Origin of the sequence: Kluyvera sp. STS39-E, from assembly GCF_040932435.1 — a bacterium.
In the GTDB taxonomy this organism is placed as follows: domain Bacteria; phylum Pseudomonadota; class Gammaproteobacteria; order Enterobacterales; family Enterobacteriaceae; genus Kluyvera.
Map to the genome: position 1 here is coordinate 355,508 of NZ_JBFQGA010000004.1, position 25,711 is coordinate 381,218.

Sequence of the window (25,711 nt, forward strand, 5' to 3'; positions counted from 1 at the left end):
TAAACCCTGTACTTAATTGGGGCTTTTCTGTTTTGACCTCAATTCAGTGGATCCGTTTCATAACCTGGCCAAAAGGTGAGTCCACGTTCTGCCCGCTGTATAAGAACCTCACAGGGGGCGAAACGCGAACCATACTGGGTAGCCAATCGTTGCAACCGGGCAACCACTTCACCCGCCCCCAGCGTATCCATATAACGGAGCGGGCCACCGAGGAACGGTGGAAAACCAATACCAAATACTGCGCCGATATCACCATCTCGTGCACTGCGCACGACGCCTTCATCCACGCACCGCGCCGCTTCATTAAGCATCAGCATCACGCAGCGCTCGGCGATTTGCTGTGCAGCACACTGGCTGCGCCGAGCCGACATTCCCGCCAGAGAGTAGACCGTCTTATCGACTTGTTTCTTGCTTTTACGCCCTTTCACACCATAAAGATAGAAACCACGCCCATTTTTTCTACCTTTGCGATCGTCATTCAAGATTGCCTGAATCAGCGTTGCAGGCGCGCTGAAACGCTCACCATACGCTGCTTCCAGAATGGGCAGAATTTTGGTGCCGGTATCGATTCCAACTTCATCCAACAGCTGAATAGGTCCAACCGGAAAACCAAATTTAACCAATGCGTTATCAATATCCTCGACGCTTTCGCCTTCCACCAACATGCGCATTGCTTCAGCAATGTACGGTGCAAGAATACGGTTCACGTAGAACCCCGCTTTGTCGGCAACAACAATTGGCGTTTTACCCTGCTTTTTCGCCAGTTTTACGGTCGTGGCGATGGTCTGCTCAGAGGTTCCCGCATGAGGGATAACTTCTACTAGCGGCATTTTTTCAACGGGACTGAAAAAGTGCAGGCCGATAACCTGCTCAGGCCGCTCAGCAAGGGCTGCAATATCGCCAATAGGTAAAGATGAGGTATTTGAGGCAAAAATAGTGTGAGTGGCACAATTTTGCTCCACTTCGTTCACCATCTTCTGTTTGAGCGACAGATCTTCAAAAACCGCTTCGATAACCACATCACGATGGGCAAAACCACGGTAATCCGTGCCGCCGGAAATCAGCGCCAGCTGAGCATCGCGCTCGGCCGCTTTCATGTGACGACGCCGTACTTTTTGTTCCAGCTGATCCCAACTGTACTTAAGAGCATGGTTAATGCCGTTGGCGTTGATATCTTTAATACGCACCGGCAGTTTGCCTTTCACCGCCGTCACGTAGGCAATTCCGCCGCCCATCAGGCCGCCGCCAAGAATACCAACCGATCGCAGCGGGCCGGCATCAACGCTAGCACCGGGATCTTTTTTCAAATCAGTGCTCGCAAAGAAAATATTGCGCAACGCCTGCGATTGTGGCGTCATCGCCAGTTCACCGAAGGCGCGTGCTTCCGCTTCGTAGCCGCTGCTGGTTCCGTGCGCCAGACCCGTTTCAATCACCTGCAAAATTTTATCAGTAGCCGGGTAGTTGCCTTGGGTCTTTTGCGCCGTTTTTTTACCGGCCATGCTAAACAGCAGGTTTCGCCCCAATGGACCGGCAAGAATACGTTCACGAATCGGCAAGTTACGCTGTTCATGACGCGGTTTGCGTGCATATTCTGCAGCAGCCTCCAGCAAGATGGAGTGCGGAACCACTTCATCCACCAGCCCGGCTTTTAGCGCCTGACGGGCGCGCAGTTGTTTGCCTGTGAGGATCATATCCAGCGCAGTACTAACACCAACCAGCCGCGGTAATCGCTGGGTGCCACCGGAACCCGGCAGCAGGCCAAGCTGAACTTCTGGTAGCCCCAGAACAGTACGGCCATCATCGGTACAGATACGAGCATCACAGGCCAATGCCAGTTCTAATCCACCACCAAGACAAGCGCCATGGATAGCTGCAACAACCGGAATCGCCAAGCTTGAGAGTTCAGCCATCACCTGCTGTCCCTGACGCGCCAGCGCTTCAGCTTCTTGAGCACTTTTGCAACGGCCAATCATGTTGATATCAGCCCCGGCAATGAAATTGTCTGGTTTGGCCGAGATTATCACCACGCCCAGCAAATTTTTATTTTCCCGGATCTGTTTGAGAATGGCCCGCACCTGCGCACCAAACTCTGCCTTCAGTGTATTCATTTTCTCATCAGGCACATCAATCGCCACCACGGCAACGTTGTCCGCACGAACGGTAAGCGTAAACGCAGATTTCATATCCATTATTCGGCCTCCAGAACCATCGCCGCACCCAGTCCACCTGCTGCGCAGGCGGTAACTAGGCCAAACCCGCCGCCACGACGGCGCAACTCGTTGAGCGTCTGGGTGATCATGCGCGCGCCGGTTGCCGCAAACGGGTGACCATAGGCAATAGACCCACCCAGCACGTTAAATTTGCTCTCATCCACCTCGCCGGTGGCGTGACTACGTCCTAACTGCTCGCGAGCAAACTTCTCGCTCGCTAAGCACTGAATATTCGCGAGGGTTTGCGCGGCGAAGGCTTCATGCATATCGATAAGCGTCAGATCGGCGAGGCTTATCCCCGCGCGATCCAGCGCCAATGGCGTTGACCAGGCCGGCCCGAGCAGCATGTCCTGCCAGACATCAATCGCGGTAAACGCGTAGCTGCGAAGGTAGCCCAACGGAATCAGTCCTAGCTCCTTGGCGCGGGATTCGGTCATCAGGATCACCGCCGCGGCGCCGTCGGTCAAAGGGGTGCTGTTCGCTGCCGTTACCGTGCCGTGCTGGCGATCAAATGCTGGGCGCAGTTTCGCATAGTCGGCAAGCGTCGAATTGGCGCGAATATTATTGTCCTGCTCCAGTGGATTGCGATAAGGCGGAGAATACGCCGTCATCACTTCATCATTGAGCTTTCCTGCCGCCCAAGCCTGTGCTGCCAGCTGATGCGAGCGGTTGGCCAATGCGTCTTGTTGTTCACGGGTGATGGCGTAGGTTTTTGCCATCTGCTCTGCGGTATCGCCCATCCGTAGCCCGGTGGAATACTCCGCAACTGCCGGAGGCACCGGCATCAGATCGCGCAAGCGAAGACGGGAAAAGAGTTTGAGTTTCTGCCCCAGCGAGCGAGCTTTGTTGGCATCGACCAGCGTGCGCGCCAGTTTTTTGCTGACGCCGATCGGCAGAACGGAAGAAGAGTCAGCCCCGCCGGCAATACCCGCACGGATAGTCCCGGCCATTAAGCTTTCAGCTACGTTTGCAACCGCCTGGAAGCTCGTCGCACAGGCACGGCTAACGCTATAGGCGTCGGTATGAACGTTCATGCCGGTACCCAACACGATTTCACGAGCGATATTAGGTGCCGCGGGCATCTGAACCACCTGGCCAAACACCAGTTGCTCAATGACCTCTGGGGGAATTTCACTACGCGCCAGCATTTCTCCCACCACCATCTTCCCCAGATCCACAGCTGGAACGCCATGGAAAGCGGTCGCCTGACGGGCAAACGGGGTGCGTAACCCACTCACAATAGCAATGCGATCGCCCTGACGGGTGATAAGCGGTAGCGCCTGACTCATAACTCTCCCCTGTTATCGAAAATCGACCAAGTGGTCTGACCTGATAACATTCTTAACTAATTTTTTACACTTAGCCAATCGAAGAGAGGGAAAATTGAGAGCTAAAACACATTGAGCACAAAAGAAAACGCCCCTGCGGTGACAGCTGCAGGGGCGTTAATAAGAACGGTTGGACGAAATGCGATTAACGCAGGCCCAACTGGAAAATCAGCGTTTCGGCTTCACAGGCGAAGACGAAGTCGATATCCAGCTGTACGCCGCCTTCCACTTCTTTAAAGGTGGAGGTGATTTCGCACGGCTCGGACTCAACGCCGCGTGCTCTTTCAGTCAGCGCAGCCAAGGTTTCTTCTGCTTCAGCACGGTTCGCAAACACGCGGCTGTATGATGCGGTGCAGTCGGTGTTGTCCATGATGGTACCAACATCCATGCAGCAGCAAACTGGGGTTTCATCAGCACTACATTTACTCATTGCAGATTTCCTCTGTTTTTGTGCACCCAAGGTGCCAGATAAACTATGTGCCTATTTTACGCCCGCCCGTTGTGTGTCTCCAGTCGAGAATGTGATCTCTGATGATAAGTGACCGAAATCACAATTAAAAATGATCTAAAACAAATTTGGTGTTTCAACACCCATGACCAAAGCCGCAATTTTGCCAACCAGATCCCGTTTCAAACAACATCTTTGAAAATATTAATAAACAATATTGCAACATACCATCTGGTCAGACCTATACTCTCGTCACTGGTCTGATTTCTAAGTTGTAGTCCAGCCCCTACACTTCGCGCTTCTGTTACTACATGTAACATTGTTTGTATAAAAATAACTCAATGAGGTTATGGTCATGAGCCAAAAAACCCGTTTCACGAAGTCTGCTCTTGCTGTTGCAGTGGCACTTGTTTCTACCCAAGCCTGGTCAGCAGGTTTCCAGCTTAACGAGTTCTCATCCTCTGGTCTGGGCCGCGCCTATTCAGGCGAAGGCGCTATCGCAGATGATGCGGGTAATGCCAGCCGTAACCCGGCACTGATTATGATGTTTGACCGCCCAGAGTTTTCTATCGGTGCGGTATTTATTGACCCGGATGTGAATATTACGGGTAAGTCTCCGGCGACTGGCAAAAGTACAAATGCCGACAATATCGCGCCGACTGCATGGGTACCAAACATGCACTTCGTGATGCCAATCAACGAACAGTTTGGTTGGGGCGCATCGGTAACGTCTAACTATGGTCTAGCGACCGAGTTTAACAACAGCTATGCAGCTGGGATGTACGGCGGTAAAACCGATCTGCAAACCGCAAACCTGAACCTGAGTGGCGCCTATCGTCTGAGCAGCAACTGGAGCTTCGGCCTCGGCTTTGATGCTGTGTATGCTAAAGCAAAAATTGAGCGTTATGCAGGAGACTCAAGCCTCCTGCTTAGCCAGATACCTGGTTCTGGTGTGACTGGCCCTGATTCTCAAATTGCTCACCTGAAAGGTGACGAGTGGGGATATGGATGGAACGCTGGTATTTTGTATGAGCTGGACAAAAATAACCGTTGGGGCCTGACCTACCGTTCAGAAGTGAAAATTGACTTCGATGGCGATTATAAGAGCTCAATCACAAGTTTTGGAAACCAGGTAATTTCTGGTGCGGGGATTCCTGGCGTGCCTTACGGCACAAACGGAAACACCATTCCAGGCTCTCTGACCCTGAACCTGCCTGAAATGTGGGAAATCTCCGGTTATAACAAGGTCGATCCACAGTGGGCTATCCACTACAGCATCGCCTATACCAGTTGGAGCCAGTTCAAAGAGCTGAAAGCGAACGGTTCAAACGGCCAAGAGCTGTTCTATAAAGATGAAAGCTTTAAAGACGCTTACCGTATCGCACTGGGCACCACCTATTACTACGACAAAAACTGGACCTTCCGTACCGGTATTGCGTTTGATGATAGCCCGGTTCCAGCAAACCACCGCTCGATCTCCATCCCAGACCAAGACCGTTTCTGGTTGAGCGCCGGTACTACCTATGCATTTAACGAAGATGCCTCTATCGACCTTGGCGCTTCCTATATGCATGGCCAGAACGTAACCGTTCAAGAAGGTGATTACACCTTCAAATCTGCAGGTAAAGCCTGGCTGTTCGGCAGCAACTTCAACTATCGCTTCTGATAATCTGCCGACATAAAAAAAGGGTGAACATTATGTTCACCCTTTTTTATTGCCAGCGATTCGTTATTCCGAATCGATATCCTTCAGGTCACCTTCAATCGCCTGCGCGTTCGGGTTGGCTTCTGGTTTCAGCTTGCCGCCGTTGGCAATAAAGTCATGCTGTTGGAAGTAAGCTTCACGCACCAAAATGTAGGGATCGGACGATTGACGTAACAGCCCGTCGGAGTCGAGCAGCTGGGCGCGGGTTTCAACCCCCTCAACCATCCATTTACCAATCGACATCGGCCAAGTCAGCCAAGAGAGAACCGGGTACGTGGTGTCAGCCATATCGCCGACGTCTTCACGTAAGGTGAAGCTGCCATAGAACGGCAATTGCACGTACGGACCGTAACCCACACCATAATGCCCCAAGGTGCTGCCGAAACGATGCGGCTGAACGCGCTGCAGTTTCGGGTTAGCCATACCGGCAACATCAATAAAGCCGCCCATCCCGAGAACGGTATTCAGGAAGAAACGTGTAAAGTGAACCATCCCTTGGTACGGGTCGCCCTGCAAGAAGGAGTTCACCATAATAGCCGGCTCTTCCAGGTTGCTGGTAAAGTTGCCAAGGCCATTACGCGCGGGCTGCGGAACGTAATCACGCCATGCCACCGCGACGGGACGAACGACGTACGGATCCAACACGTTAAAGTTGAAGCTGTACATGGTCCGGTTAAATCCTTCAAAGGGGTCTGAACGCCCCTGTTGTTCTGTGCCAGAACTCGCACAGCCCACCAGCAGTGTGGTTCCTAACGCAAGCGCCGACAGGCGAAGCTTCATAAATGTCTCCCTGTTGATAATGGCTATTGCTGATTGCCATCCATGACGGAACGTTCGCGTATCCGCCTATTTAGATGTGAGCGATTGTAACAGCCCGTCGAACGATGTCTATATAACCGCTCTCGTTGATTTGATCATAGCCTGGTAATGCCCGCGCCGCGGCGCTTGTCGCGTCACTTAAATGATAAAGGTGACAAACCCTTTTTTGCGATTTCAGAATACATCCAACCGCGTCTCAAACATAAGCCGCTACGCTTAGGCTATACGTGCTTATTTCAGGAATGCTGCGATGAATGATATCGGAAAAGACAAGATAGACCGCCATAGCGACGAAATAGCAGTGGAGAGTGAAGAGAAGCAGACAGGTAAAGAGATAGAAGTTAATGAAGATAGGCTTCCCTCACGCGCTATGGCCATTCACGAGCACATCCGCCAGGAAGGCGAAAAGGAGATGGAGCGTGATGCCATGGCGCTTCTGTGGTCCGCTATCGCGGCGGGGCTATCCATGGGCGCATCGCTGTTGGCAAAAGGAATATTTCACGTCGAGCTGGAAGGCATTCCCGGCGGCTTTTTGTTCGAGAACCTCGGCTACACCTTCGGCTTTATTATTGTCATCATGGCCCGCCAACAGCTGTTTACCGAAAATACCGTCACCGCCGTACTTCCTGTCATGCAAAAACCGACTCTGGGTAATTTCGCCTTGCTGATGAGGCTTTGGGGCGTGGTGCTGCTGGGGAACATTATCGGTACCGGGATTGCTGCATGGGCTTTTGAGTATATGCCCATTTTTGATGAACAGACACGCGATGCTTTCGTCAAAATTGGCATGGATGTGATGAAAAATAGCCCAACAGAGATGTTTGCCAATGCCATTATATCCGGTTGGCTCATTGCCACCATGGTCTGGATGTTTCCCGCCGCCGGTGCCGCAAAGATTGTGGTCATTATTCTGATGACTTGGCTTATCGCGCTGGGCGATACCACGCACATAGTGGTGGGCTCGGTAGAGATTCTGTATCTGGTGTTTAACGGTACGCTGCACTGGAGTGATTTTATTTGGCCCTTTGCTCTGCCTACCCTCGCTGGAAATATCTGCGGCGGCACGTTCATTTTCGCACTAATGAGCCACGCACAGATCCGCAACGATATGAGCAACACGCGTAAAGAAAAACAGCGTTTACAGGCTAAACATAAGGATAGCGGGCGAGATAATCAGAAATAAGTGGCGACGGTTTGACCAGTCAGGCGGCCATGCACTTACTCCGGCGAACAAAAAACGCTATACTCGTGCCGCTTCGTCCCCTTAGTTAAATGGATATAACGAGCCCCTCCTAAGGGCTAGTTGCAGGTTCGATTCCTGCAGGGGACACCATTTTCCATGCAGCATCCCCCAACGCCCACTAAATCTTCCCTTTTGATGTAGATTCGCGCCAGACTCAATAAGGTTTGCTTTGAGCACTAAATCACCTGTATCAATACGCACAGGGCTAATACTCTCCCATAAATTAGTTTGATTATTAATAGTAACTCACTGGTGATAAATAAAAAATAATAATAAAAACGACTCCATTGATGTTATTACTTAAGAAATAATAATCATTATTTCCCTTTACCAATTAAGAAAATACTTATATGTTATGAGTAATAATTAAAATTTAAAAATGCGGTAATAGAAATCGATAACTGGGGATGGAATGGAAAATAACTTCGATAAGCTGAAATTAATTATTGATGCTTTGAATGACGCTATCCTCAGTCACCATGAATGGACCGGTAATCTCATTGCTGTTAGATTCTTAAATGAAAATTCCACCACCTCAATTATTGATGAGGACGCACATAAGAAGTGCAAAACCTCTGCTTTGCTGGATAAAATAGGAGAAGAAACATTCTTCTCCGAGACTGCGCTATTAAAAAACGTGAAACAAGCGCATAAAGACATGCATGATAAAGCCCGTATTCTTGTTCATTCCTATCATAGCCAAGAGATAAGTGATGATACTTTACACGTTTATATCCAGGCTCAACAAGAATTTGTCGCCCGCGTCGAATTATTGAAAAATAAACTATCTACTTTAATCAATACATCCGATCCGTTGACGGGTCTGCCAACAAGACCGTCATTACAACTGCAGATTAGTGACATAGTAAAATCAAAACCTGATGATTTGTATCTTGTCGTAATCGACATCGACCATTTTAAAATAGTGAATGATACTTACGGTCATAATGCCGGCGATGAGACATTAAGAAATCTATCTTTGACTTTACAATCAAAGATAAGATCAACAGAGAAATTATATCGTTACGGTGGAGAAGAGTTTGTCATGCTGATTTATGCTGATAATCTCTCATCAGCTGGATATGCTGGCTCAAGAATTTGTAGAAACATCAGTGAAACCAAACTGAAATATCACAATCAGTTTATTGAAGTGACGGCGACCATTGGCATCGCTAAATACAAATATGATTTGTCCTTTGAGGATAATTTTGAGATTGCTGATCAAGCGCTTTATTATGGTAAATCGACAGGACGCAACAGGTGCATCATTGATGACGGTCTCAGCCATTTCATTAATTACTCCAGTATAGAGTAGCCATTATCGACGGGTCATGCCATCACGCGAATACGATACGTATAGTCGCTTAAACCGGTATGATACATAAGTATTTCTAACGATTATTTGTAACCGCATAGAGGGATTTTATGCTCGAAAAAGATTGTTCAGGAAACGGACTCCTCCCAGAAGATATGGGAACGCTTATTCGAAAGGACAGGTCTCGTGACGATGTCCTAAAGATGTTCTTACAGCTAACGACGTCGTTGTTTAATATGCCGTCGGGATATATATCAATAGTCGATGATACCACGCACAACGTCATCGTTTCGCATCAGATCTCGATGACACCGAAACCGCGCCAGTTTTCTTTTTGCCAGTATGTGGTTGATTCAAGCCAGCCCGTTATTGTTCCTAACACCTGCCTGGATCAACGTTTTTGCGAACACCCCTTGGTGGTTGGCTCAGCGGGTATTCGGTTTTACGCCGGTATGCCATTAACCTTTAGAAATGGCGTAACCATTGGCTCCTACTGCGTTATTGATACTATTCCTCGAGATTTAACCGAAGATGATCTTACATCGCTAAACTTTATCAGTGATTTAGTAACTCGGTTTATCGAATCTTGGCTTGATGTGGCACAGACTGATTTAAACAGCGGCCTCCCCAACATGCATCAATTAATTGGCGACCTGCAAAGTGAAGTGAGTAATGATGACAATAATTATAGTTCATTGATATTAATTGAATGTATTGGCGTTAACCAATCAGAAGATATTGCCAGAACGATGGGGATAAAAAATCTTAATCGTTTAATTAAAGATATCAGTTTTACGCTTGAACAAACTCTGCAGCTAAAGCCAAGCGAAAAACTCTATATGATATGCGCAGGTCGATTTGCGCTATATTCAAAAAATCTGACATCAAATGAACGTAGTCTTCGTGAACGGCAGCTCAGAAACTTACAGGCTCATCTTGCTGATGGTGTAACCATTGGCCTCAATATCTGTGTCGGTGAAACGGCCATCACATTACCGATTTCGTCAGGACAGGAAATACTCCGACAAGCAGAAAGTGCACTCTATGCCGCACGGTGCAGTCATGCCCATCGATGGAGTGTATATAATCAAGACGATGACGATAAACGTAATAACGATTTTTATCTGCTTTATGATTTAACCGATGCTATTCGCAAAGGCGTTGACCTATTTTTGGTTTGGCAACCAAAAGTCACTTTACCAGACGGCAACGTCTCAGGTTTAGAAGCTTTAATTCGCTGGAATCACCCGGCAAGAGGGATATTATCGCCGGGGATTTTTTTACCACTCATCGCCGACACCAGCCTGATGGTTGAACTGACCGATTGGGTGATTGACCATGCTATAGAGCAGCAAATCCAATGGACAGCTCAAGGACTTAGGCTCCCCACATCGATAAACATTAGCATTCTTGATTTGACCCGAGGCAATTTCACCCAGAATCTGGTTGAGAAAATAGAAAAAGCGGGCCTTGATCGCGCGTTGTTAGGTATCGAATGCCTCGAAACTGAAAAGCTCCTCGCCAGCAGCAACGTCATTGAAGAGTTAAGATTACTTCGCCAGGAAGGTTTTTCTGTCTCTATTGATGATTTTGGCACCGGATACAGCAACCTGAATTACCTATCAAAAATCCCCGCAGACATTGTCAAACTGGATAAATCACTCATTGATAATGTGCAGTGGGAGCCTTCTCAGCAGATTATTGTGCGCCATGTGATTCGCATCCTTAAAGACCTCGGCTATACGGTCATAGCTGAGGGTATTGAAGACGAGAAGACGGCGGATATTCTTAGCGAATTTGGGTGCGATCAGGCTCAGGGATACTTTTTTGCAAGGCCTATGACCACTGACAAACTGGAATTATGGCTAAACAATATCCACTTTCTGGAGAATAAAGCCAAAGCGTCGTGAGCCATAAGCGTGTTGCGCAGCCTCATTACCTGACAGCTGTGTAACACCTCTCGTCGAGCCGGATCCTCAATCTGGTACAGCCTATACTGATAAGGTTATAATCGCGGATATTCTTTTTTTGGGCTTAGACACGAACATGACTAAATTAACATTACAAGAGCAGATGCTTAAGGCTGGGCTCGTCTCCAGTAAAAAAGTGGCGAAAGTGCAAAGAACCGCAAAAAAGTCACGCGTACAGGCCCGTGAAGCCAGAGAAGCGGTAGAAGAAAACAAGAAAGCGCAAATCGAGCGCGATAAGCTGTTAAGCGAACAACAAAAGCAGGCGACGCTGTCGAAAGAGTATAAAGCGCAGATAAAGCAGCTTATCGACATGAACAAAATCGTTATTTCAAAAGGCGAAATTGGGTTTAACTTCACCGATGATAACGTTATCAAGAAGATCTACGTCGATAAAACCGTACAGGCTCAACTGATAAGCGGCCTTCTGAATATTGCGCGCTTGAGCCCCGAGGCCAGCGCCGAAAGCGAATATGCCGTTATTCCTTCTGTCGTCGCCGATAAGATTGCTCAGCGTGACGCCAGCTACATAGTGCTTAGCAACGAAAAAAGCCAAGAAACGCAGGATGAAGAAGATCCCTACGCCGCTTTTGTCGTGCCTGATGATTTAATGTGGTAAACCCCGTGGCCCGAACGACTCGATGCGCAATCTGCATTAGCGCGTTTGCGTGAGTTTAACGGGCCTCGTATCGATATACTGGCACAAGCCTTGTCGTCTCGGTGAGGCTGTCAAAAACCATCGTTTCTGCCGTTGCTATCACCATGCCCGTTCTCCTCAGTCGCTGCACATCGGCGGCGATACGCTGGATCCCGAACCAGAACAATCCATCCAACGCTGTGACGTGCAGGCCACTTTCTAGCGCCTGCTTCAAGCGCTCACGTGGCACTTTTATCTCTTTAGCTATTTTCTGGAAAGGCGCTGCGCTGGTGCCCGCTGAATCAACGCGCTGAATTCGGGTGGCGAGGCTGTACTGAAAGGCATCGGGGATCGCGCTTAAATCAGACTTCAAACTATAAACACAGCCAAAGCGCTTGCCGTTAAAGATGACATTTTTTTGGCTTAGCTTTAGTTCATCGCGAATGCCCGCAATAAGCTGCGGCGCGCGGGTTAACATCAGCCGAAAAGGCAGCTCAAAACTCGTCACATAGTCCACATTCAACAGCGCTGTCCGCAGGCGTTCCTCCGCACCCGCATGGGATTGACGACATTCTTCAATAACCTCACGCCACTGGTTGGCCAAACGTTCCGGTTCTGCGGCTTCTGTAAAACTGTACTTCTCAATTTGATAGTCAATTTTTCCCGTCACGCTGCGCTTCCTTTTCGTTATTGTTGAGCGAACGTTGTTCACTTTACCAGCACGCTGGAATAACAGAAAGTAAGCCAATGACACAAATCACTATGGCTTCGGCGATTAATCCCACAAGCCCAGTCTGATAAACGTAAAAAAGCCCCGCTCTTTTTAAGCGGGGCAAATCGAACAGAGTGCATCATCATGGTGTGGGCGAACGGAAAAGCCCCAACACCTCTTTGTTCCTTTGTGCAATGTAATCTTCCATGGTTGCCAGACCGTTAATTCGCCCAAAAGCTGCCAAAAGGAATAACATCGCAGAGCGCTGCAGCACCGCTTTATCTGCCGGATCATTTAGACTTTTCGCGACATTCCAAGCACCGACAGCCTGATGACACAGGCTCTTCACGGAGTCTGGAAAATTGTCGGCATTCACCTGCGTTAATAATGTCCGGAATACGGCATCGCGCCGGTTTTCATCGCCGCCATCAAAAATCACGTTCATGATGGCATCCGTTATAGTTCGCAACTCATCCGAATAGTGTTTCATCGCGTTTTTGGCCGGTAGCACATCAAAAGACTCGCTGACGCCGACGGTCATCGTAACCAATGCCGTCGGCGAAGCACCTAGAAAGCGTATTTAACCCCTAACATCCCTTGGGTATCGCTGTAGCCTTTATCCCCCACCTGTTGAGCAACGTTGCCCCATAGATGTAGATTTTTGCCCAGTTGTCCCTCAACCCCCACTTTCAACTCGCCGATATTGCGTGTCCCCGCTTGGTAATTAGAGACTCCGTTCATCGCTACCCCGTACGACTGTGTGTTGTAAATCCAGTTGGCTTCAACAAAAGGCTGGAACTCACGTTCCTTTCCATCATCCATAGCGTGGTGGCCTTTGATAAAGGCTTTCAACCCTAAACGCGTTTGCAGATTGCCGTCATTGCTGCTTTTCACCCGCGTGCCGTTTGCTTCGGTATGCGTATCCGCCTGCACATCCATCCACGTTAGCTGGGCTTTTGGTTGCAGCCAGTAGGTTTGTCGTCCCTCGTTACGCTCCGCCATCAGGAAGCTATAACCTCCTTCGATGGAGGCGGTGATGCCGTCAGAGTCATATTTCTCGGTCGCCAGCTTATCGCCATAGACTTTGTTATCGAACCAGTTATACAGAACCCAGCTATCTAAGTAGGTGCCTGTTTTATCTGCATCATTTGCGTACCAGGTCGCGTATCCCCCCACGCTATAACCGGTAACCTGGCCACGGGAGTGATAGCGAGTCACATCAGAGCGGGTGTTGCTCTGATTGTTGCCATAACCGGCCATCAGCCCCAGATGCCAGCGATCTCGCCCATCGGTACTCCATTGAGCAATATCGCCCCCTAGCTGCAAGACATAGCGGTTACTTTGCGTGCTGAGCTGTCCGCTGGAGTCCTTAAAGCGATTGTGACCACCGACATTTCGCATCCACAGGCTGGTGACCTTCTGTTCGCCGGTCAGAAGATCGGTGTACTGCGTATCACCCAAGCGATCGTGAAGCCGGGTGTTGAACATCGTGTTGGCTGCCGCCAAGTTGGCAATGTAGGAACCACTTTCCGGACGGATGGTCGGCTTTTCAGGCACCGGCTCAACGGTCGTTTGTGCAGCATTCATGAGATACCAGTTGCTGGTTTGCGCCCCTTCTCCGCGACGCAAATCGTATTCGTAGCTCCCTGCGACAATGCGTCCAGATTTGACAAAATTACCGTCCGAGAGACCGTCAACCTGAATAACTTCAATGCCGTTAATTGTTTTATCACCGCTGCCACCAGCGTTATTCACCACCACGTGGGTTGTTCCACTCGTATCACCCTGTACAACGAGCTTATCGGTTAGCGAGCTATCATCCCCTAATACCGTATTGAGCTTCAGCGTCCCATTGTTGCCGTCATAATTCCCCGCAACGGTCAGAACGGTGCCGACCGATGCGCCGTTCCACTGCACGGTCCCATTGTTTAGGCTTAACGACGACAGCACGGAATCGCCAGTCATGTCCCATAGGCTATTGCTGCCGTCGATAGTTAAGTCGATTGTTCCCGCGTCTTTGGTCGATGTCGCCAGTTGGTTAGAGTTGGTGATCCCCGTGAACGTGCTGCCATCGGCCATATGCAGCAAAACCTGCCCCGCCGTATCGGCAACAATGTTGCCATTGATGATGTACCTGCCCGACGCGTCGGTCCCGGCGTTGAGATCGTAGGATTTCACCAGCGCTTCTGCGCCGGTGGCATAAATCGCTGAACCGGTGCCGACATTAATCGTCGCGTTTTTCGCCAGATAAATGGCAGCCTGCTTATCAGCCGTTGTTGAGGATGCAAATAGACCATTTGCCCCCGCCCCCAGCGCCGAGATATCGACGTTGCCTAGAGACACAGTCCCTGCCGCACGGGTATAAACGCCATGGGCATTGTTGCCGACCGTTTTAATCGTGCTATCGCCATTAAGATAAATTTCAGCTTTGCCCTGCACGGCGCTGCTGTTTTCCGTATCTTGGCCCGCGAATACGGCATAACCCGCCGAAGATGACCCCGCGCTGGTTGTCTCGACATAAGCCGCACCGTTAACCGTGACCGTCGATAGCGCATTAGCGTTAGCAATAGAGGCGTTAACACGTATCCCCATTCCACGCGCCACGATATTCGCACTGTTATTAATCGTCACGGTAGAATAACTTCCCGCCAACTCACGCCCTAGGTTAATCCCATCAGAGCTAATGCCAGAGGTGACAGATTTATAATTCTCGATTTCAATCTTACCGCCACCGGCCTTAGAGTGAATGCCATCGGAAAACAACCCCTTGGTATCAACGGTGAGGTCGCTAAACTTATAATTAGAGTTATTCATATAGACCGCCCAACCCTTCAGGCCGCTCGTGGTAGCCATGGCATTAGTGGTTATAATAACTTCGTCATAGTTAGTGAAATCGCTGCCGTTACCATTCGGGTTGTTGGAGCCAAAGTAGTAAATAGTATTATCCGCATTAAGCGTATCGGCATAAATAGGAGCGATGTGCGCGCTCGCTGCCATCAAAGCAACGGAGATAAGCAGCGCGATTTTTTTTGGTTTGTAATGTCTAGGCATCATTAAATCTCCTTGAATCCTTCCTTTCTTGACTGCCAACTTAAAGTTGCAATATCCACGCATCTTTATAATGAGCCGTATTCGATAGCAGAGGGGAAATTGCAGCCGCGGTGGTGCAATATGGCTACGTCACTGTATTAATCATTAACACATAGAATTTAATTTGTAGCTGCACCTCACCGTGAGATGATAAAGAACCAGGTTATATATCGGCGTAGATTAAATAGAGTGCGAAAAGCGATAAAGCGTATTGATATCAGCGCCCATCTTCTTTTCTGCTCGCCGCTTGGCGGCGTAAATCCTTCTGACATTCACCGTGAGCGAGTTTGCCAGATGGTTGCAGTCTTCACCGGCAATCAAGGCCTTTAAGACACTAAATTCCAGTCCCGACAAGGCCTCTCCCTTAATGAAGGCATCTCGTTGATAAATGGCGCGCTTGCTCAACTTATCCCGAGAAATATCAACTCGGTCATTAGGGTAAATAACTAGAAAAATGTCTTTATATTTTCTGAACCAGTAGTTCGCTAATGCCCTAAGATGTTTATCACAAATGATAACGATTTTTAATTTTGTTTCTGACAGATAGTTTATCCATCGGTCATCCGTAAAGAATCGCAAATAGCTAATTGAAAAATCGACAAAGACACAACCAAGATAAAGATTGTTATAGGTCTGTTTAAGAATGCCTTCCATGACACCTATAGAGAAATAAGCGCTAGCCTTCGGCCAGACGCAAAAACAGTAATCTTGGCAAAATGAAACTCGCAATGAAGCGTTGGGTTTTATTTCACAATTCGAAGGGCAACTCATACAGTTGATTCTTCCGCAATCAATATTTAGTGACATCATGTCCCCTCCTTTTACGTTTTAATAATTTCATTCAGGTAAAATATTGTCAATCTACTTTTATAAACGGAAGGCATCAACGATAAGAATAAAACAATAATCTCATCTATCGTCTCATGGCTGTTTTTTAATCGAGAGGAAATGTAGGGAAAAGGAAGGGGAAATAAAACTTCCACCTTAATTATCTAGGAATACTACAAATGTAAATCAGATAATTACAATAAAAACATCAATAAGTGGATTAATTTCAGAGGTTATAGTAAATGAATGGATGATCACTGTAGGCAATATCTTATCTGCTAATAAAATCAACACCGGGCATCCACTCAGTTAAAAAAAATAACTACGAGACCTGCATGAGTATTAATCGTCATTATCTCCCGTCCAGAGACCGTTGACACACTTAGCCAGAAAAATAGCCCATGACAGAAAAAGAGATAAAAACCACATAGTGGTATTAACAATGGGGAAAATAACTCTTAAATAAGATAAAAAGCAGCAATTAAATCTAGAGATGAGGGTTTAATGCGGAATGGGTTTCCCCATCCCGTTGACGACTACAGCCCGTCGGTGACAATTTTCGCCGCCGCAGCGAGCACATCACGGCGGCTTTCAGCCTTAGGTTGAGGCTGGGTAAAGTAGGTTACCAGAATCAGCGGTGCACGATCTTCGGGCCAGATAACCGCGATATCGTTGGTGGTGCCATAGTCACCGCTACCGGTTTTATCACCCACAACCCACGAGGCTGGTAAACCGGCCTTAATGCTAGCCGCTCCGGTCGTGTTGCCTTTCAGCCATGTCACCAGCTGCGCCCGTTGGCTTTCACCCAGCGCAGTTCCCAGCGTCAGGTTACGCAGCGTTTGCGCCATTGCCAAAGGAGACGAAGTATCGCGTGGATCGCCTGGGATTGCGGTGTTTAACGTCGGCTCAGTGCGGTCAAGACGAAACGTCTGGTCCCCGATCTGCCGGGCAAATGCCGTGACGCCTTCCGGACCGCCAACGTTGGCAATAAGCTTATTCATCGCCACGTTGTCACTGTACTGCAAGGCCGCCGCGCTGAGCTCGGCAAGCGTCATGGTGCCATTGACGTGTTTTTCCGCAATCGGATTATAGTTAACCAAGTCGGATTTTTTGATCTCAACTCGCTGATTTAAAAGATCCGGCTTGGTCTCACTCTTCTTCAGCACCGCGGCAGCTGCCATGACTTTGCTGGTGCTGCACATCGCAAAACGCTCATCCGCACGGTAGAGAATTTGCGAGTTATCCGCCGTGTTAATCAGCGCAACGCCCAACCTTCCCCCTGATTTCTGTTCTAGCTCGGCAAGTTTCTGCTGCACGCTGGCGGTTTGTGCATAAACCGACACGCTCCCTAACAACAGCGGGACAATTGTCGCCGCCATTAACGTGAACTGACGCAGTGATTTTTTAACCATGGAATCCCTTATTCTGGATGACGCTAAATAACAAAGGTATGAATAGTAAATCTTTTGCTTCAAGCTATCTATATGCCGGTAAATCCTCTGTTGGCAGCAGGTAAAATGGGCGTCGCCAGAATGAAATTTACTACCATATGAAATTAATGTGTCGTCGATTCACGACACTCGTAAGTAACTAAAAATTAATAAAAAAAACCCTCTTGTCTCGCTCCATATTTAGGCGTACATTAGCGCCATCTGGAGCAAGAAAGCACAGAATTCTAAGGGTGATGCCAACGGCGAAAACGCACGGATTTCGTTTTCCATCGGTTGATATCAGCTTGCAGTACTATCGTTCATGAGTGCGTAGAAAAAGATACGCGGAGAGATGAGTCGTGAAATACTTCTTTATGGGCTTTTCCTTTATGGTCATCGTTTTTGCCGGCACATTTGCCCTGATGATCTAGTCAATAAAATGCATAAAAAACAGGAGCCATTTGGCTCCTGTTTGCATTTCTAGGATAGGGAAATTACTCCGCCGATTTTTGCTCGGACGAGAGCAGCCCATCGGCACGGAACATCGATTTAATTCCGCGAATGGCTTGGCGGATACGATCACGGTTTTCTATCAACGCAAAACGCACGTGAGTATCGCCGTAATCACCAAAACCAACGCCTGGCGAAACGCAAACTTTCGCATCCTGTAGTAGCTTTTTCGCAAACTCCAGCGACCCCATAGCCGCATATTTGTCGGGAATTTTTGCCCATACGTACATCGACGCTTTCGGCATTTCGACCATCCAGCCCGCTTCGTGCAGCCCTTTTACCAGCACATCACGTCGACGTTTATACTGTTCGGCAATGTCCCGTACGCACTGCTGATCGCCTTCCAGTGCGGCGATAGCTGCCACCTGTAGCGGCGTAAATGTGCCGTAATCGTGATAGCTCTTAATCCGCGCCAGCGCATTCACCAACGTTTTATTGCCCACCATAAAGCCAATACGCCAACCGGCCATATTGTAGCTTTTCGACAGGGTGAAAAACTCCACAGCGACATCGCGCGCACCCGGTACCTGCATAATCGACGGCGCTTTCCAGCCGTCATAGACGATATCGGCATAGGCCAGATCGTGAACCACCAGCACATCATAGCGTTTGGCTAGTGCGACCACTTTTTCAAAAAATTCCAGCTCAACGCACTGGGCGGTTGGGTTGGATGGGAAACCCAAGATCATCATCTTCGGTTTTGGATAGCTTTCACGGATGGCGCGTTCAAGTTCGTTAAAGAAATCGACCCCTTGAACCAGCGGCACAGAACGCACCTGTGCACCAGCAATCACCGCGCCGTAGATATGGATCGGATAGCTTGGATTCGGCACCAATACGGTGTCACCGTGATCGAGCGTAGCCAACATTAAATGTGCCAGCCCCTCTTTGGACCCGATCGTTACAATGGCTTCGCTTTCTGGGTCAATATCAATTTCATAGCGATCTTTATACCAACGCGATATCGCACGGCGAAGTCGTGGGATGCCACGCGACGTGGAATAACCGTGGGTGTCCGGGCGTTGAGCCACGGTACACAGCTTCTCGACAATATGCGGCGGCGTTGGGCCGTCCGGGTTACCCATACTGAAATCAATAATGTCTTCGCCGCGCCGACGCGCAGCCATTTTTAATTCAGCGGTAATGTTAAAAACATACGGGGGTAAGCGATCGATACGCGTAAAACGGCGTTCAGGACTGGATTCAGCCATAGATTCCTCAGGATAACGTGAGCGCCCGAACCGTTCGAGCGACGCTGCCACCGATGTGGCATGAATAGAAAATAACCTGAAAAAAATGGCGGTGTCGAGGGCGAATGCTAAAAACGATAACATCGCTAAAAAGAGGAAACCCTACAAATGAAAATCATTTCTTAATGGCAATAAACAGGCAAAAATAAAACACTTAAGCAACATAGCTCTATCCTTCTATTGCCAATAAACCCGCCTCGTTTTGCGACAACGCTGCTATTCCATTCTACTGAGCGCCTTTTGCCATCAATCCCCTTTTAAAATTAAGGTTTATCCCTATTCAGCATGCCGCTGGTCATCTGACGCTGGGTTACTTATCATAAGATTTTCCCGAAGACATCCGGCGCCACCATGCACGAAATATTCAATATGCTGCTCGCAGTTTACGATCGAGCTGCATTAATGCTGATTTGCCTCTTTTTCCTGATCCGAATTCGTCTGTTTCGCGAACTGCTGCACAAATCGGCTCATACGCCGAAAGAACTGCTAGCAGTCAGCGTGATTTTCTCCCTGTTCGCTATTTTCAGTACTTGGTCAGGGGTTCCGGTGGAAGGGTCGCTGGTGAACGTGCGCATCATTGCGGTGATGTCAGGAGGAATTTTATTTGGTCCATGGGTGGGGGCCATCGTCGGGATTATCGCCGGGGTTCATCGCTATCTGATTGATGCTGGCAGCGTAACGGCCATTCCGTGTTTTATCACCAGTATTATTGCCGGGATTTTATCGGGCCTGATTAACCGTAAAGTGCCGAAAGAACTGCACTGGAAGATTGGTATTCTCGGCGGAATGTTGTGTGAAACGCTGACCATGATCTTAGTGATTGCGTGGGCGCCTAGCATCGATTTGGGTGTCGATATTGTGTCAAAAATCGGTATCCCGATGATTGCGGGTAGCGTCTGTATCGGCTTTATCGTCCTGCTAGTGCAGAGCGTGGAGGGGGAAAAAGAGGCCAGTGCCGCGCGCCAAGCCAAGCTGGCGCTAGATATTGCCAACAAAACGCTGCCGCTTTTCCGCCAAATTAACAGTGATACACTGCGCCAAATTTGCGACATCATCCGCCAAGATATTCATGCCGATGCGGTAGCGATTACCAATACCGACCGCGTGCTCGCCTACGTAGGTGTTGGCGAGGATAACTATCACAATAATGATGACGCCATTAGTCCGACGACCAAGCAGGCGATCATTAACGGCGAAATTATCATTAAAAACAATGATGAAGCCCACCGCACGCCGGAGATCCACTCGATGCTGGTGATCCCACTGTCAGAAACCGGTGTGGTAACCGGCACGCTGAAAATCTACTACTGCCACGCCCACCAAATCACCTCATCTCTTCAGGAAATGGCCATTGGTCTGTCACAGATTATCTCCACCCAGTTGGAGGTCTCTCGTGCGGAACAGCTGCGGGAGATGGCAAATAAGGCAGAGTTGCGCGCACTGCAAAGCAAGATTAATCCTCATTTCTTGTTTAACGCGCTCAATGCTATTTCATCGTCGATTCGCATGAATCCGGACACTGCCCGACAGCTTATTTTTAATCTCTCACGCTATTTGCGCTATAACATTGAATTAAAAGATGATGAGCAGATTGATATCCGTAAAGAGCTGTACCAGATTAAGGACTATATCGCCATTGAACAGGCGCGCTTTGGCGACAAGCTGACGGTTATCTACGATATTGACGAAGAGGTCAGTTGCTTTATCCCCAGCCTGCTCATTCAACCGCTGGTCGAGAATGCTATCGTCCACGGAATTCAGCGTAGTAAAGGTAAAGGCGTGGTCACAATAAGTATCACCGAGTCCGGTAACCGCGTGCGCATCGCCGTGCGCGACACCGGGCCGGGCATCGACCCGGAGGTGGTGGCGCGGGTGGAAGCCAATGAAATGCCGGGCAACAAAATCGGGCTGCTCAACGTCCATCACCGGGTCAAATTACTGTATGGCGAAGGGCTACATATCCACCGTCTGGAGCCAGGAACGGAGATTGCTTTCTACGTTCCCAACCAGCGAACGCCCGTCCCGGCTGCCGCCACTTTACTGCCTTAACTTGGAGTACGCATGAAAGTCATCATTGTCGAGGATGAATTCCTGGCGCAACAGGAGTTAACCTGGCTGATAAAGCAGCACAGCCAGATGGAGATTATTGGGACCTTTGACGACGGTCTGGATGTACTAAAGTTTTTGCAGCACAACAAAGTGGATGCCATCTTCCTTGACATTAACATCCCCTCTTTAGACGGCGTGTTGCTCGCACAGAACATCAGTCAGTTTGCCCACAAGCCGTTTATTGTGTTTATAACTGCGTGGAAAGAGCATGCGGTGGAAGCCTTTGAACTCGAAGCTTTTGACTACATTCTGAAGCCGTATCAAGAAACGCGTATCGTCAGCATGCTGCAAAAACTGGAGTCCAGTTGGCAACAGCAGCAGTCAAATAGCACCAATAACCCGGCCGGTATCACGCGTGAAAATGACACCATCAATTTGATCAAAGATGAGCGCATCATTGTCACGCCGATAAATGACATTTATTACGCAGAAGCGCATGAAAAGATGACATTTGTTTATACACGGCGAGAATCCTACGTCATGCCGATGAACATCACCGAATTTTGCAGCAAGCTCCCCGTGAGCCATTTTTTTCGCTGCCATCGCTCATATTGCGTGAACCTGAATAAAATCCGTGAGATTGAACCGTGGTTTAATAACACCTACATCCTGCGGCTACGCGATCTGGAGTTTCAGGTGCCGGTGAGTCGCAGTAAGGTGAAGGAATTCAGACAAATAATGCATTTATAGTGCAGGAAGGCGCATGAAAAACACCAGTTTACCCGCGGACCAACAATTTTTTGCCGATCTGTTCAGTGGACTGGTGCTAAACCCGCAGCGACTGGGCCGCGTCTGGTTTGCCACTCAGCCCTCCCGCCTGCCTGAAGGTAGCCTATGTACCGCCCTTCCACGCCTCGATGTCGTACTGCGCGGTGAGTACGGTAATCAACTGGAAAAAACGCAGCACCGTTTGGCGGAAGGTGAAATGCTGTTTATCCCTGCCCGTGCCGCCAATTTGCCAATAAGCGATAAACCGGTGATGCTATTAAGCATGGTTTTTGCCCCCGGCTGGCTGGGACTATCCTTCTATGATAATCGTACAGCCTCTTTATTACGCCCGGTACGGCACATTGAGCTATCGTATTTGCAGCGCGGCGAAGGCGAAGCCATGCTGACCGCACTCACTCATCTAAGTCGTTCTGCGCACCAGCAGGACGTTATTCAACCGTTGACGCTCAGTCTGTTGCACCTGTGCCGAAGCGTGGTGAATACCCGCCCGGATGCCCAGCGCCCGCGCTCAGAGTTCCTCTTTCAAAGCATGTGTAACTGGGTGCAGGATAATTACGCCCAGCCGCTGACGCGCGACAGCGTGGCCTGTTTTTTTAATATTACGCCGAATCATTTATCAAAATTGTTTACTCAACATGGCAGCATGAGTTTTGTCGAGTATGTTCGCTGGGTGCGGATGGCAAAAGCGCGGATGATTTTGCAAAAGTATCATTTGTCTATTGCTGAAGTAGCGGAACGCTGTGGGTACCAGGATAGCGACTATTTTTGCCGTCTATTCCGCCGTCAGTTTGGGCTAACGCCGGGTGAATATAGCGCACGTTTTCAAAGAGGATAGCTGGGAGCGACGACTGGCTCCCAACGCCAACCGTCATTAAAACACCAGTTCAGCCTCCAGCAGCGCCAGAATATCCACCGCATCCTCTGCGGCAAACAACGACTGGCGGAACGATTTATTCACCAGCTTACGCGCCAGCTGTGAAAAGACCTTCACATGGTTGATGCCCTCATCGACTCCCAGCGTCAGCATAATCACCAACTCGACATCCCCCATTTCCGACTGCCAATCTATAGGTGCACTAAGGCGGGCAATACTGATGCTGGAGTGACGTATCCACTGTGATTTCGTGTGCGGAATTGCCACACCAAAGCCGACACCGGTAGTCACGATCTCCTCGCGCTGCCAGACATCCTCTTCTAATTCAAACGGGTGCTCGGTTCGACCATTCACGCCCAGATTACCGCAAAGGAACTGAAGCACCTGTTCTTTGCTGGCAAACGCCTGTCCCACAAAAATATTCTCCAACGCCAGCAGCGGCCGAACATCCTTTTGCGGCGCAAAGGTGTTTAACAACGTTTCGATATCCTCAGCGCTTCGACACTCGCATGCCTGTAGCGCAAGCTCCCGGCAGGCCTGAGCGTCCAACTGGCGTAGCTGACTTTTGATCGCCGGAATACGCGGGCTGCTCATGCTCAACTCATCAAGTTCCAGCCCCAAAAGCAGAGGTAGATAGCGGCTTTCACCGCCCAACTCCCCGCAGATGCCGACCCATTTACCGCGCTCATGCGCCACGCGGATAATTTGCTGCAACATACGTAGGAACGACGGCGTAATCGGGTTATACAGCGACGAGACACGCGGGTTGTTGCGGTCGACCGCGTACAGATACTGTGTCATATCATTCGAGCCAATACTGAAGAAATCCACCTCATCGCAGAAATGGTCGATGATGTAACAAACTGATGGTACTTCGACCATGATGCCCAGAGGAAGGTTCGAGACGTGGCGTAAGCCTTCGTTTTTCAGCGTCTCGGTGGCTTTTTGTAGCTCGCTCTTCACCCATAGGATCTGATCGAGGCTGTGCACCATGGGGATCATCAACTGCGCATTACCAAAGGTGGCCGCACGCAGGATAGCGCGCAGCTGACTGCGAAACAGACCGGCAAACTCCGGATAAATGCGTACCGCGCGATAGCCGAGAAAAGGATTCTCTTCCTGAGGGATGTGGAGATAAGGAATATTTTTATCGCCGCCAATATCCATAGTGCGGAAGATGACCGGCTTATCCTCCGCCGCCAGCAACACCTGCTGATAGGCTTCAAACTGTTCCTGTTCATCAGGCGCACAGTCCCGGTCCATAAACAGCATTTCAGTGCGGAATAACCCCACGCCCTCAGCGCCATTTGCGAAAGCACCCGGGGCTTCCAGCGCGGTGCCGATGTTGGCGGCGATATCCAGGCGCTGGCCATCCTTCGTCTGCGCCAGCTGTGCGGCGTCACGAGCCTGCTGTTGCTGACGTTTATCGTCCAGCTTTTGCGCAATGGCGTAGTAACCGCTCACCGCCGTATTGGGATTAATGGCCAGCACGCCGCACTGAGCATCCAGCACAGCAGGTAGCCCGGCATAACGACTAATGGCCTCCAGTGGCAGGCCGCCAAGTACCGGAATGGCTGACGCACGGGCCAAAATCAATGTATGCGAGGTGCGCCCAGTCTTTTCCAGAATCATACCGGACAGATGCTGTAAATCGAGGCTCAGGAACTGACTTGGCGTCAAATCTTCCGCCACCAGAATCGTTGGTTGCTGCAACACCAGCGCGTTACGCGGACGTCGATCCGGCCAAGTAATATGCAATAGCTGCTCGCTTATATCCCGGATATCACTCACCCGCTCTCGCAGGTAATCACTCGTTGAAGCTAAGAGCTTGTCGCACACTTGCTCCATGTTGCTGATGATGGCGTCGCCAAGCCCTTTTTTCCGCCCGGACATCAGCCGACGGATATTTCCGGCAAACTCATTGTCCTGAATCAGCGCCAAATGCGCGCTCAAAATCGTTTTACTCTCACCATCACGCTCGTTGAGCTGTTGGTTGAGTTGCTCAGCCAACGTTGCAAGGCTGTGCTCCAGGCGAGTATCATCCTCAGCGCTAGCCGGGATGGCGCGGAAACTCTCAAGATTATCACTTTGCTTCAAAGCAATTCTCCCGCTCCCCACGCCGCCTGCCAGCACGTTGCCATACAGCAGATCAGGATTCAGGTGGGTAAGCGAGCGCGGTAGCGGATGCGCCGCCAGTTCAGCTGCTGTTGGCTGAACGCTATCGCTATCAATAAAGCGATACTGAAGATACTCCTCCAGCATTCGCCTAGCCTGCTCTTCATCGCAGCCGGTAATGGTCAGGCTGCAACTGTCGTTGAATAACGTACCGGTGCCAATCAGCGCCAGCGAGCTTTTAGCATCCACTCTCGCGTTCTGCCGATGGTTGATAAACGTGATTTCGCTTCGCCACTGGCTGCACTGCTCTTTCAGCTCCCAGGCGGGGCGGGCGTGCAAACCATTAGGTAGTGGGAAGAGAAATTGAATCGTAAGCATAGCAACTCCTGTTA

At 49.5% G+C, this 25,711-nt stretch carries 20 protein-coding genes and 1 tRNA gene; 10 read left to right on the forward strand and 11 right to left on the reverse strand.

The genetic code is table 11. The annotated features are described in order from the left end of the window. Nucleotides 1–38: 38 nt before the first annotated feature. The 3 genes from fadJ to AB4K05_RS11020 form a co-directional block, all read right to left on the reverse strand. A complete protein-coding gene (gene fadJ, locus AB4K05_RS11010) occupies nt 39–2,189 on the reverse strand; it encodes a fatty acid oxidation complex subunit alpha FadJ (RefSeq protein WP_368480017.1) in 2,151 nt (716 codons plus the stop codon). Continuing rightward, nucleotides 2,189–3,499, reverse strand: a complete 1,311-nt coding sequence (gene fadI, locus AB4K05_RS11015; RefSeq protein WP_368480018.1) for an acetyl-CoA C-acyltransferase FadI — start codon at nt 3,497–3,499, stop codon at nt 2,189–2,191. Before fadI ends, fadJ begins: the two co-directional genes overlap by 1 nt. A 184-nt stretch (nt 3,500–3,683) precedes the next feature. After that, nucleotides 3,684–3,968: a YfcZ/YiiS family protein gene (locus tag AB4K05_RS11020; RefSeq protein WP_368480019.1), complete on the reverse strand. Its 285-nt coding sequence runs from the start codon at nt 3,966–3,968 to the stop codon at nt 3,684–3,686. Between the two features lie 373 nt (nt 3,969–4,341). Between AB4K05_RS11020 and fadL the strand changes: the two genes are divergently transcribed. Continuing rightward, nucleotides 4,342–5,652, forward strand: coding sequence for a long-chain fatty acid transporter FadL (fadL, locus tag AB4K05_RS11025; protein ID WP_368480020.1), 1,311 nt, complete (start codon nt 4,342–4,344; stop codon nt 5,650–5,652). Nucleotides 5,653–5,715: 63 nt separating this feature from the next. Here fadL and mlaA read toward each other — a convergent pair whose 3' ends face one another. Further along, the gene (gene mlaA, locus AB4K05_RS11030) at nt 5,716–6,471 is read right to left on the reverse strand and encodes a phospholipid-binding lipoprotein MlaA (protein WP_368480021.1); all 756 of its coding nucleotides are present in this window, start codon (nt 6,469–6,471) and stop codon (nt 5,716–5,718) included. 298 nt (nt 6,472–6,769) lie between these two features. On the opposite strand from mlaA, the gene AB4K05_RS11035 reads away from it, so the two are divergent. From AB4K05_RS11035 to AB4K05_RS11055, 5 genes are all read left to right on the forward strand, one after another. Further along, complete coding sequence (locus AB4K05_RS11035; protein ID WP_368480158.1) at nt 6,770–7,693, forward strand: formate/nitrite transporter family protein; 924 nt, start codon at nt 6,770–6,772, stop codon at nt 7,691–7,693. 75 nt (nt 7,694–7,768) lie between these two features. Continuing rightward, a tRNA-Arg gene (locus tag AB4K05_RS11040) sits at nt 7,769–7,843 on the forward strand. A 322-nt stretch (nt 7,844–8,165) separates the two neighbouring features. Further along, nucleotides 8,166–9,068: a diguanylate cyclase gene (locus AB4K05_RS11045; RefSeq protein ID WP_368480022.1), complete on the forward strand. Its 903-nt coding sequence runs from the start codon at nt 8,166–8,168 to the stop codon at nt 9,066–9,068. Between the two features lie 110 nt (nt 9,069–9,178). After that, nucleotides 9,179–10,978, forward strand: coding sequence for an EAL domain-containing protein (locus tag AB4K05_RS11050; protein ID WP_368480023.1), 1,800 nt, complete (start codon nt 9,179–9,181; stop codon nt 10,976–10,978). Nucleotides 10,979–11,114: 136 nt separating this feature from the next. Further along, a complete protein-coding gene (locus AB4K05_RS11055) occupies nt 11,115–11,654 on the forward strand; it encodes a DUF2058 domain-containing protein (protein WP_368480024.1) in 540 nt (179 codons plus the stop codon). 55 nt (nt 11,655–11,709) lie between these two features. On the opposite strand, the gene AB4K05_RS11060 is transcribed toward AB4K05_RS11055, so the two are convergent. The 5 genes from AB4K05_RS11060 to blaCTX-M form a co-directional block, all read right to left on the reverse strand. Next, entirely contained in the window at nt 11,710–12,342 is a 633-nt protein-coding gene (locus AB4K05_RS11060; protein ID WP_368480025.1) for a DNA-binding protein, read from the reverse strand. A gap of 184 nt (nt 12,343–12,526) precedes the next feature. Next, on the reverse strand, nt 12,527–12,925 hold the full coding sequence (locus AB4K05_RS11065; RefSeq protein WP_368480026.1) for a hypothetical protein: 399 nt from the start codon (nt 12,923–12,925) through the stop codon (nt 12,527–12,529). A 26-nt stretch (nt 12,926–12,951) separates the two neighbouring features. Next, on the reverse strand, nt 12,952–15,438 hold the full coding sequence (locus tag AB4K05_RS11070) for an autotransporter outer membrane beta-barrel domain-containing protein (RefSeq protein ID WP_368480027.1): 2,487 nt from the start codon (nt 15,436–15,438) through the stop codon (nt 12,952–12,954). A gap of 216 nt (nt 15,439–15,654) precedes the next feature. After that, on the reverse strand, nt 15,655–16,284 hold the full coding sequence (locus tag AB4K05_RS11075; protein ID WP_368480028.1) for a helix-turn-helix transcriptional regulator: 630 nt from the start codon (nt 16,282–16,284) through the stop codon (nt 15,655–15,657). 554 nt (nt 16,285–16,838) lie between these two features. After that, nucleotides 16,839–17,714 carry a CTX-M family extended-spectrum class A beta-lactamase gene (blaCTX-M, locus tag AB4K05_RS11080; RefSeq protein ID WP_368480029.1) on the reverse strand — a complete coding sequence of 292 codons (876 nt, stop codon included), beginning with the start codon at nt 17,712–17,714 and terminating at the stop codon, nt 16,839–16,841. 377 nt (nt 17,715–18,091) lie between these two features. Here blaCTX-M and ypdK point away from each other — a divergent pair, with 377 nt between their 5' ends. After that, nucleotides 18,092–18,163, forward strand: a complete 72-nt coding sequence (gene ypdK, locus AB4K05_RS11085) for a membrane protein YpdK (RefSeq protein ID WP_112204148.1) — start codon at nt 18,092–18,094, stop codon at nt 18,161–18,163. Between the two features lie 63 nt (nt 18,164–18,226). Here the strand turns inward: ypdK and alaC are convergent, their stop codons facing one another. Then, nucleotides 18,227–19,453 carry an alanine transaminase gene (gene alaC / locus AB4K05_RS11090; protein ID WP_368480030.1) on the reverse strand — a complete coding sequence of 409 codons (1,227 nt, stop codon included), beginning with the start codon at nt 19,451–19,453 and terminating at the stop codon, nt 18,227–18,229. Between the two features lie 390 nt (nt 19,454–19,843). Between alaC and AB4K05_RS11095 the strand changes: the two genes are divergently transcribed. Genes AB4K05_RS11095 through AB4K05_RS11105 form a run of 3 tightly spaced genes read left to right on the forward strand, consistent with a single transcriptional unit; the run spans nt 19,844 to nt 23,165 of the window. Then, nucleotides 19,844–21,541: a LytS/YhcK type 5TM receptor domain-containing protein gene (locus tag AB4K05_RS11095; RefSeq protein ID WP_368480031.1), complete on the forward strand. Its 1,698-nt coding sequence runs from the start codon at nt 19,844–19,846 to the stop codon at nt 21,539–21,541. A gap of 12 nt (nt 21,542–21,553) precedes the next feature. After that, on the forward strand, nt 21,554–22,291 hold the full coding sequence (locus AB4K05_RS11100) for a LytR/AlgR family response regulator transcription factor (RefSeq protein WP_368480032.1): 738 nt from the start codon (nt 21,554–21,556) through the stop codon (nt 22,289–22,291). A 13-nt stretch (nt 22,292–22,304) separates the two neighbouring features. After that, complete coding sequence (locus AB4K05_RS11105) at nt 22,305–23,165, forward strand: helix-turn-helix transcriptional regulator (protein WP_368480033.1); 861 nt, start codon at nt 22,305–22,307, stop codon at nt 23,163–23,165. 36 nt (nt 23,166–23,201) lie between these two features. On the opposite strand, the gene ptsP is transcribed toward AB4K05_RS11105, so the two are convergent. Continuing rightward, nucleotides 23,202–25,697, reverse strand: coding sequence for a phosphoenolpyruvate--protein phosphotransferase (gene ptsP, locus AB4K05_RS11110; protein ID WP_368480034.1), 2,496 nt, complete (start codon nt 25,695–25,697; stop codon nt 23,202–23,204). Nucleotides 25,698–25,711 lie beyond the last annotated feature (14 nt).

Excerpts from the sequence above, each read along its gene's own strand:
- fadJ (WP_368480017.1), bottom strand. The coding sequence starts at position 2,189 with ATGGATATGAAATCTGCGTTTACGCTTACCGTTCGTGCGGACAACGTT.
- fadI (WP_368480018.1), bottom strand. The coding sequence starts at position 3,499 with ATGAGTCAGGCGCTACCGCTTATCACCCGTCAGGGCGATCGCATTGCT.
- AB4K05_RS11020 (WP_368480019.1), bottom strand. The coding sequence starts at position 3,968 with ATGAGTAAATGTAGTGCTGATGAAACCCCAGTTTGCTGCTGCATGGAT.
- fadL (WP_368480020.1), top strand. The coding sequence starts at position 4,342 with ATGAGCCAAAAAACCCGTTTCACGAAGTCTGCTCTTGCTGTTGCAGTG.
- mlaA (WP_368480021.1), bottom strand. The coding sequence starts at position 6,471 with ATGAAGCTTCGCCTGTCGGCGCTTGCGTTAGGAACCACACTGCTGGTG.
- AB4K05_RS11045 (WP_368480022.1), top strand. The coding sequence starts at position 8,166 with ATGGAAAATAACTTCGATAAGCTGAAATTAATTATTGATGCTTTGAAT.
- AB4K05_RS11050 (WP_368480023.1), top strand. The coding sequence starts at position 9,179 with ATGCTCGAAAAAGATTGTTCAGGAAACGGACTCCTCCCAGAAGATATG.
- AB4K05_RS11055 (WP_368480024.1), top strand. The coding sequence starts at position 11,115 with ATGACTAAATTAACATTACAAGAGCAGATGCTTAAGGCTGGGCTCGTC.
- AB4K05_RS11065 (WP_368480026.1), bottom strand. The coding sequence starts at position 12,925 with ATGACCGTCGGCGTCAGCGAGTCTTTTGATGTGCTACCGGCCAAAAAC.
- AB4K05_RS11070 (WP_368480027.1), bottom strand. The coding sequence starts at position 15,438 with ATGATGCCTAGACATTACAAACCAAAAAAAATCGCGCTGCTTATCTCC.
- AB4K05_RS11075 (WP_368480028.1), bottom strand. The coding sequence starts at position 16,284 with ATGATGTCACTAAATATTGATTGCGGAAGAATCAACTGTATGAGTTGC.
- blaCTX-M (WP_368480029.1), bottom strand. The coding sequence starts at position 17,714 with ATGGTTAAAAAATCACTGCGTCAGTTCACGTTAATGGCGGCGACAATT.
- alaC (WP_368480030.1), bottom strand. The coding sequence starts at position 19,453 with ATGGCTGAATCCAGTCCTGAACGCCGTTTTACGCGTATCGATCGCTTA.
- AB4K05_RS11095 (WP_368480031.1), top strand. The coding sequence starts at position 19,844 with ATGCACGAAATATTCAATATGCTGCTCGCAGTTTACGATCGAGCTGCA.
- AB4K05_RS11100 (WP_368480032.1), top strand. The coding sequence starts at position 21,554 with ATGAAAGTCATCATTGTCGAGGATGAATTCCTGGCGCAACAGGAGTTA.
- AB4K05_RS11105 (WP_368480033.1), top strand. The coding sequence starts at position 22,305 with ATGAAAAACACCAGTTTACCCGCGGACCAACAATTTTTTGCCGATCTG.
- ptsP (WP_368480034.1), bottom strand. The coding sequence starts at position 25,697 with ATGCTTACGATTCAATTTCTCTTCCCACTACCTAATGGTTTGCACGCC.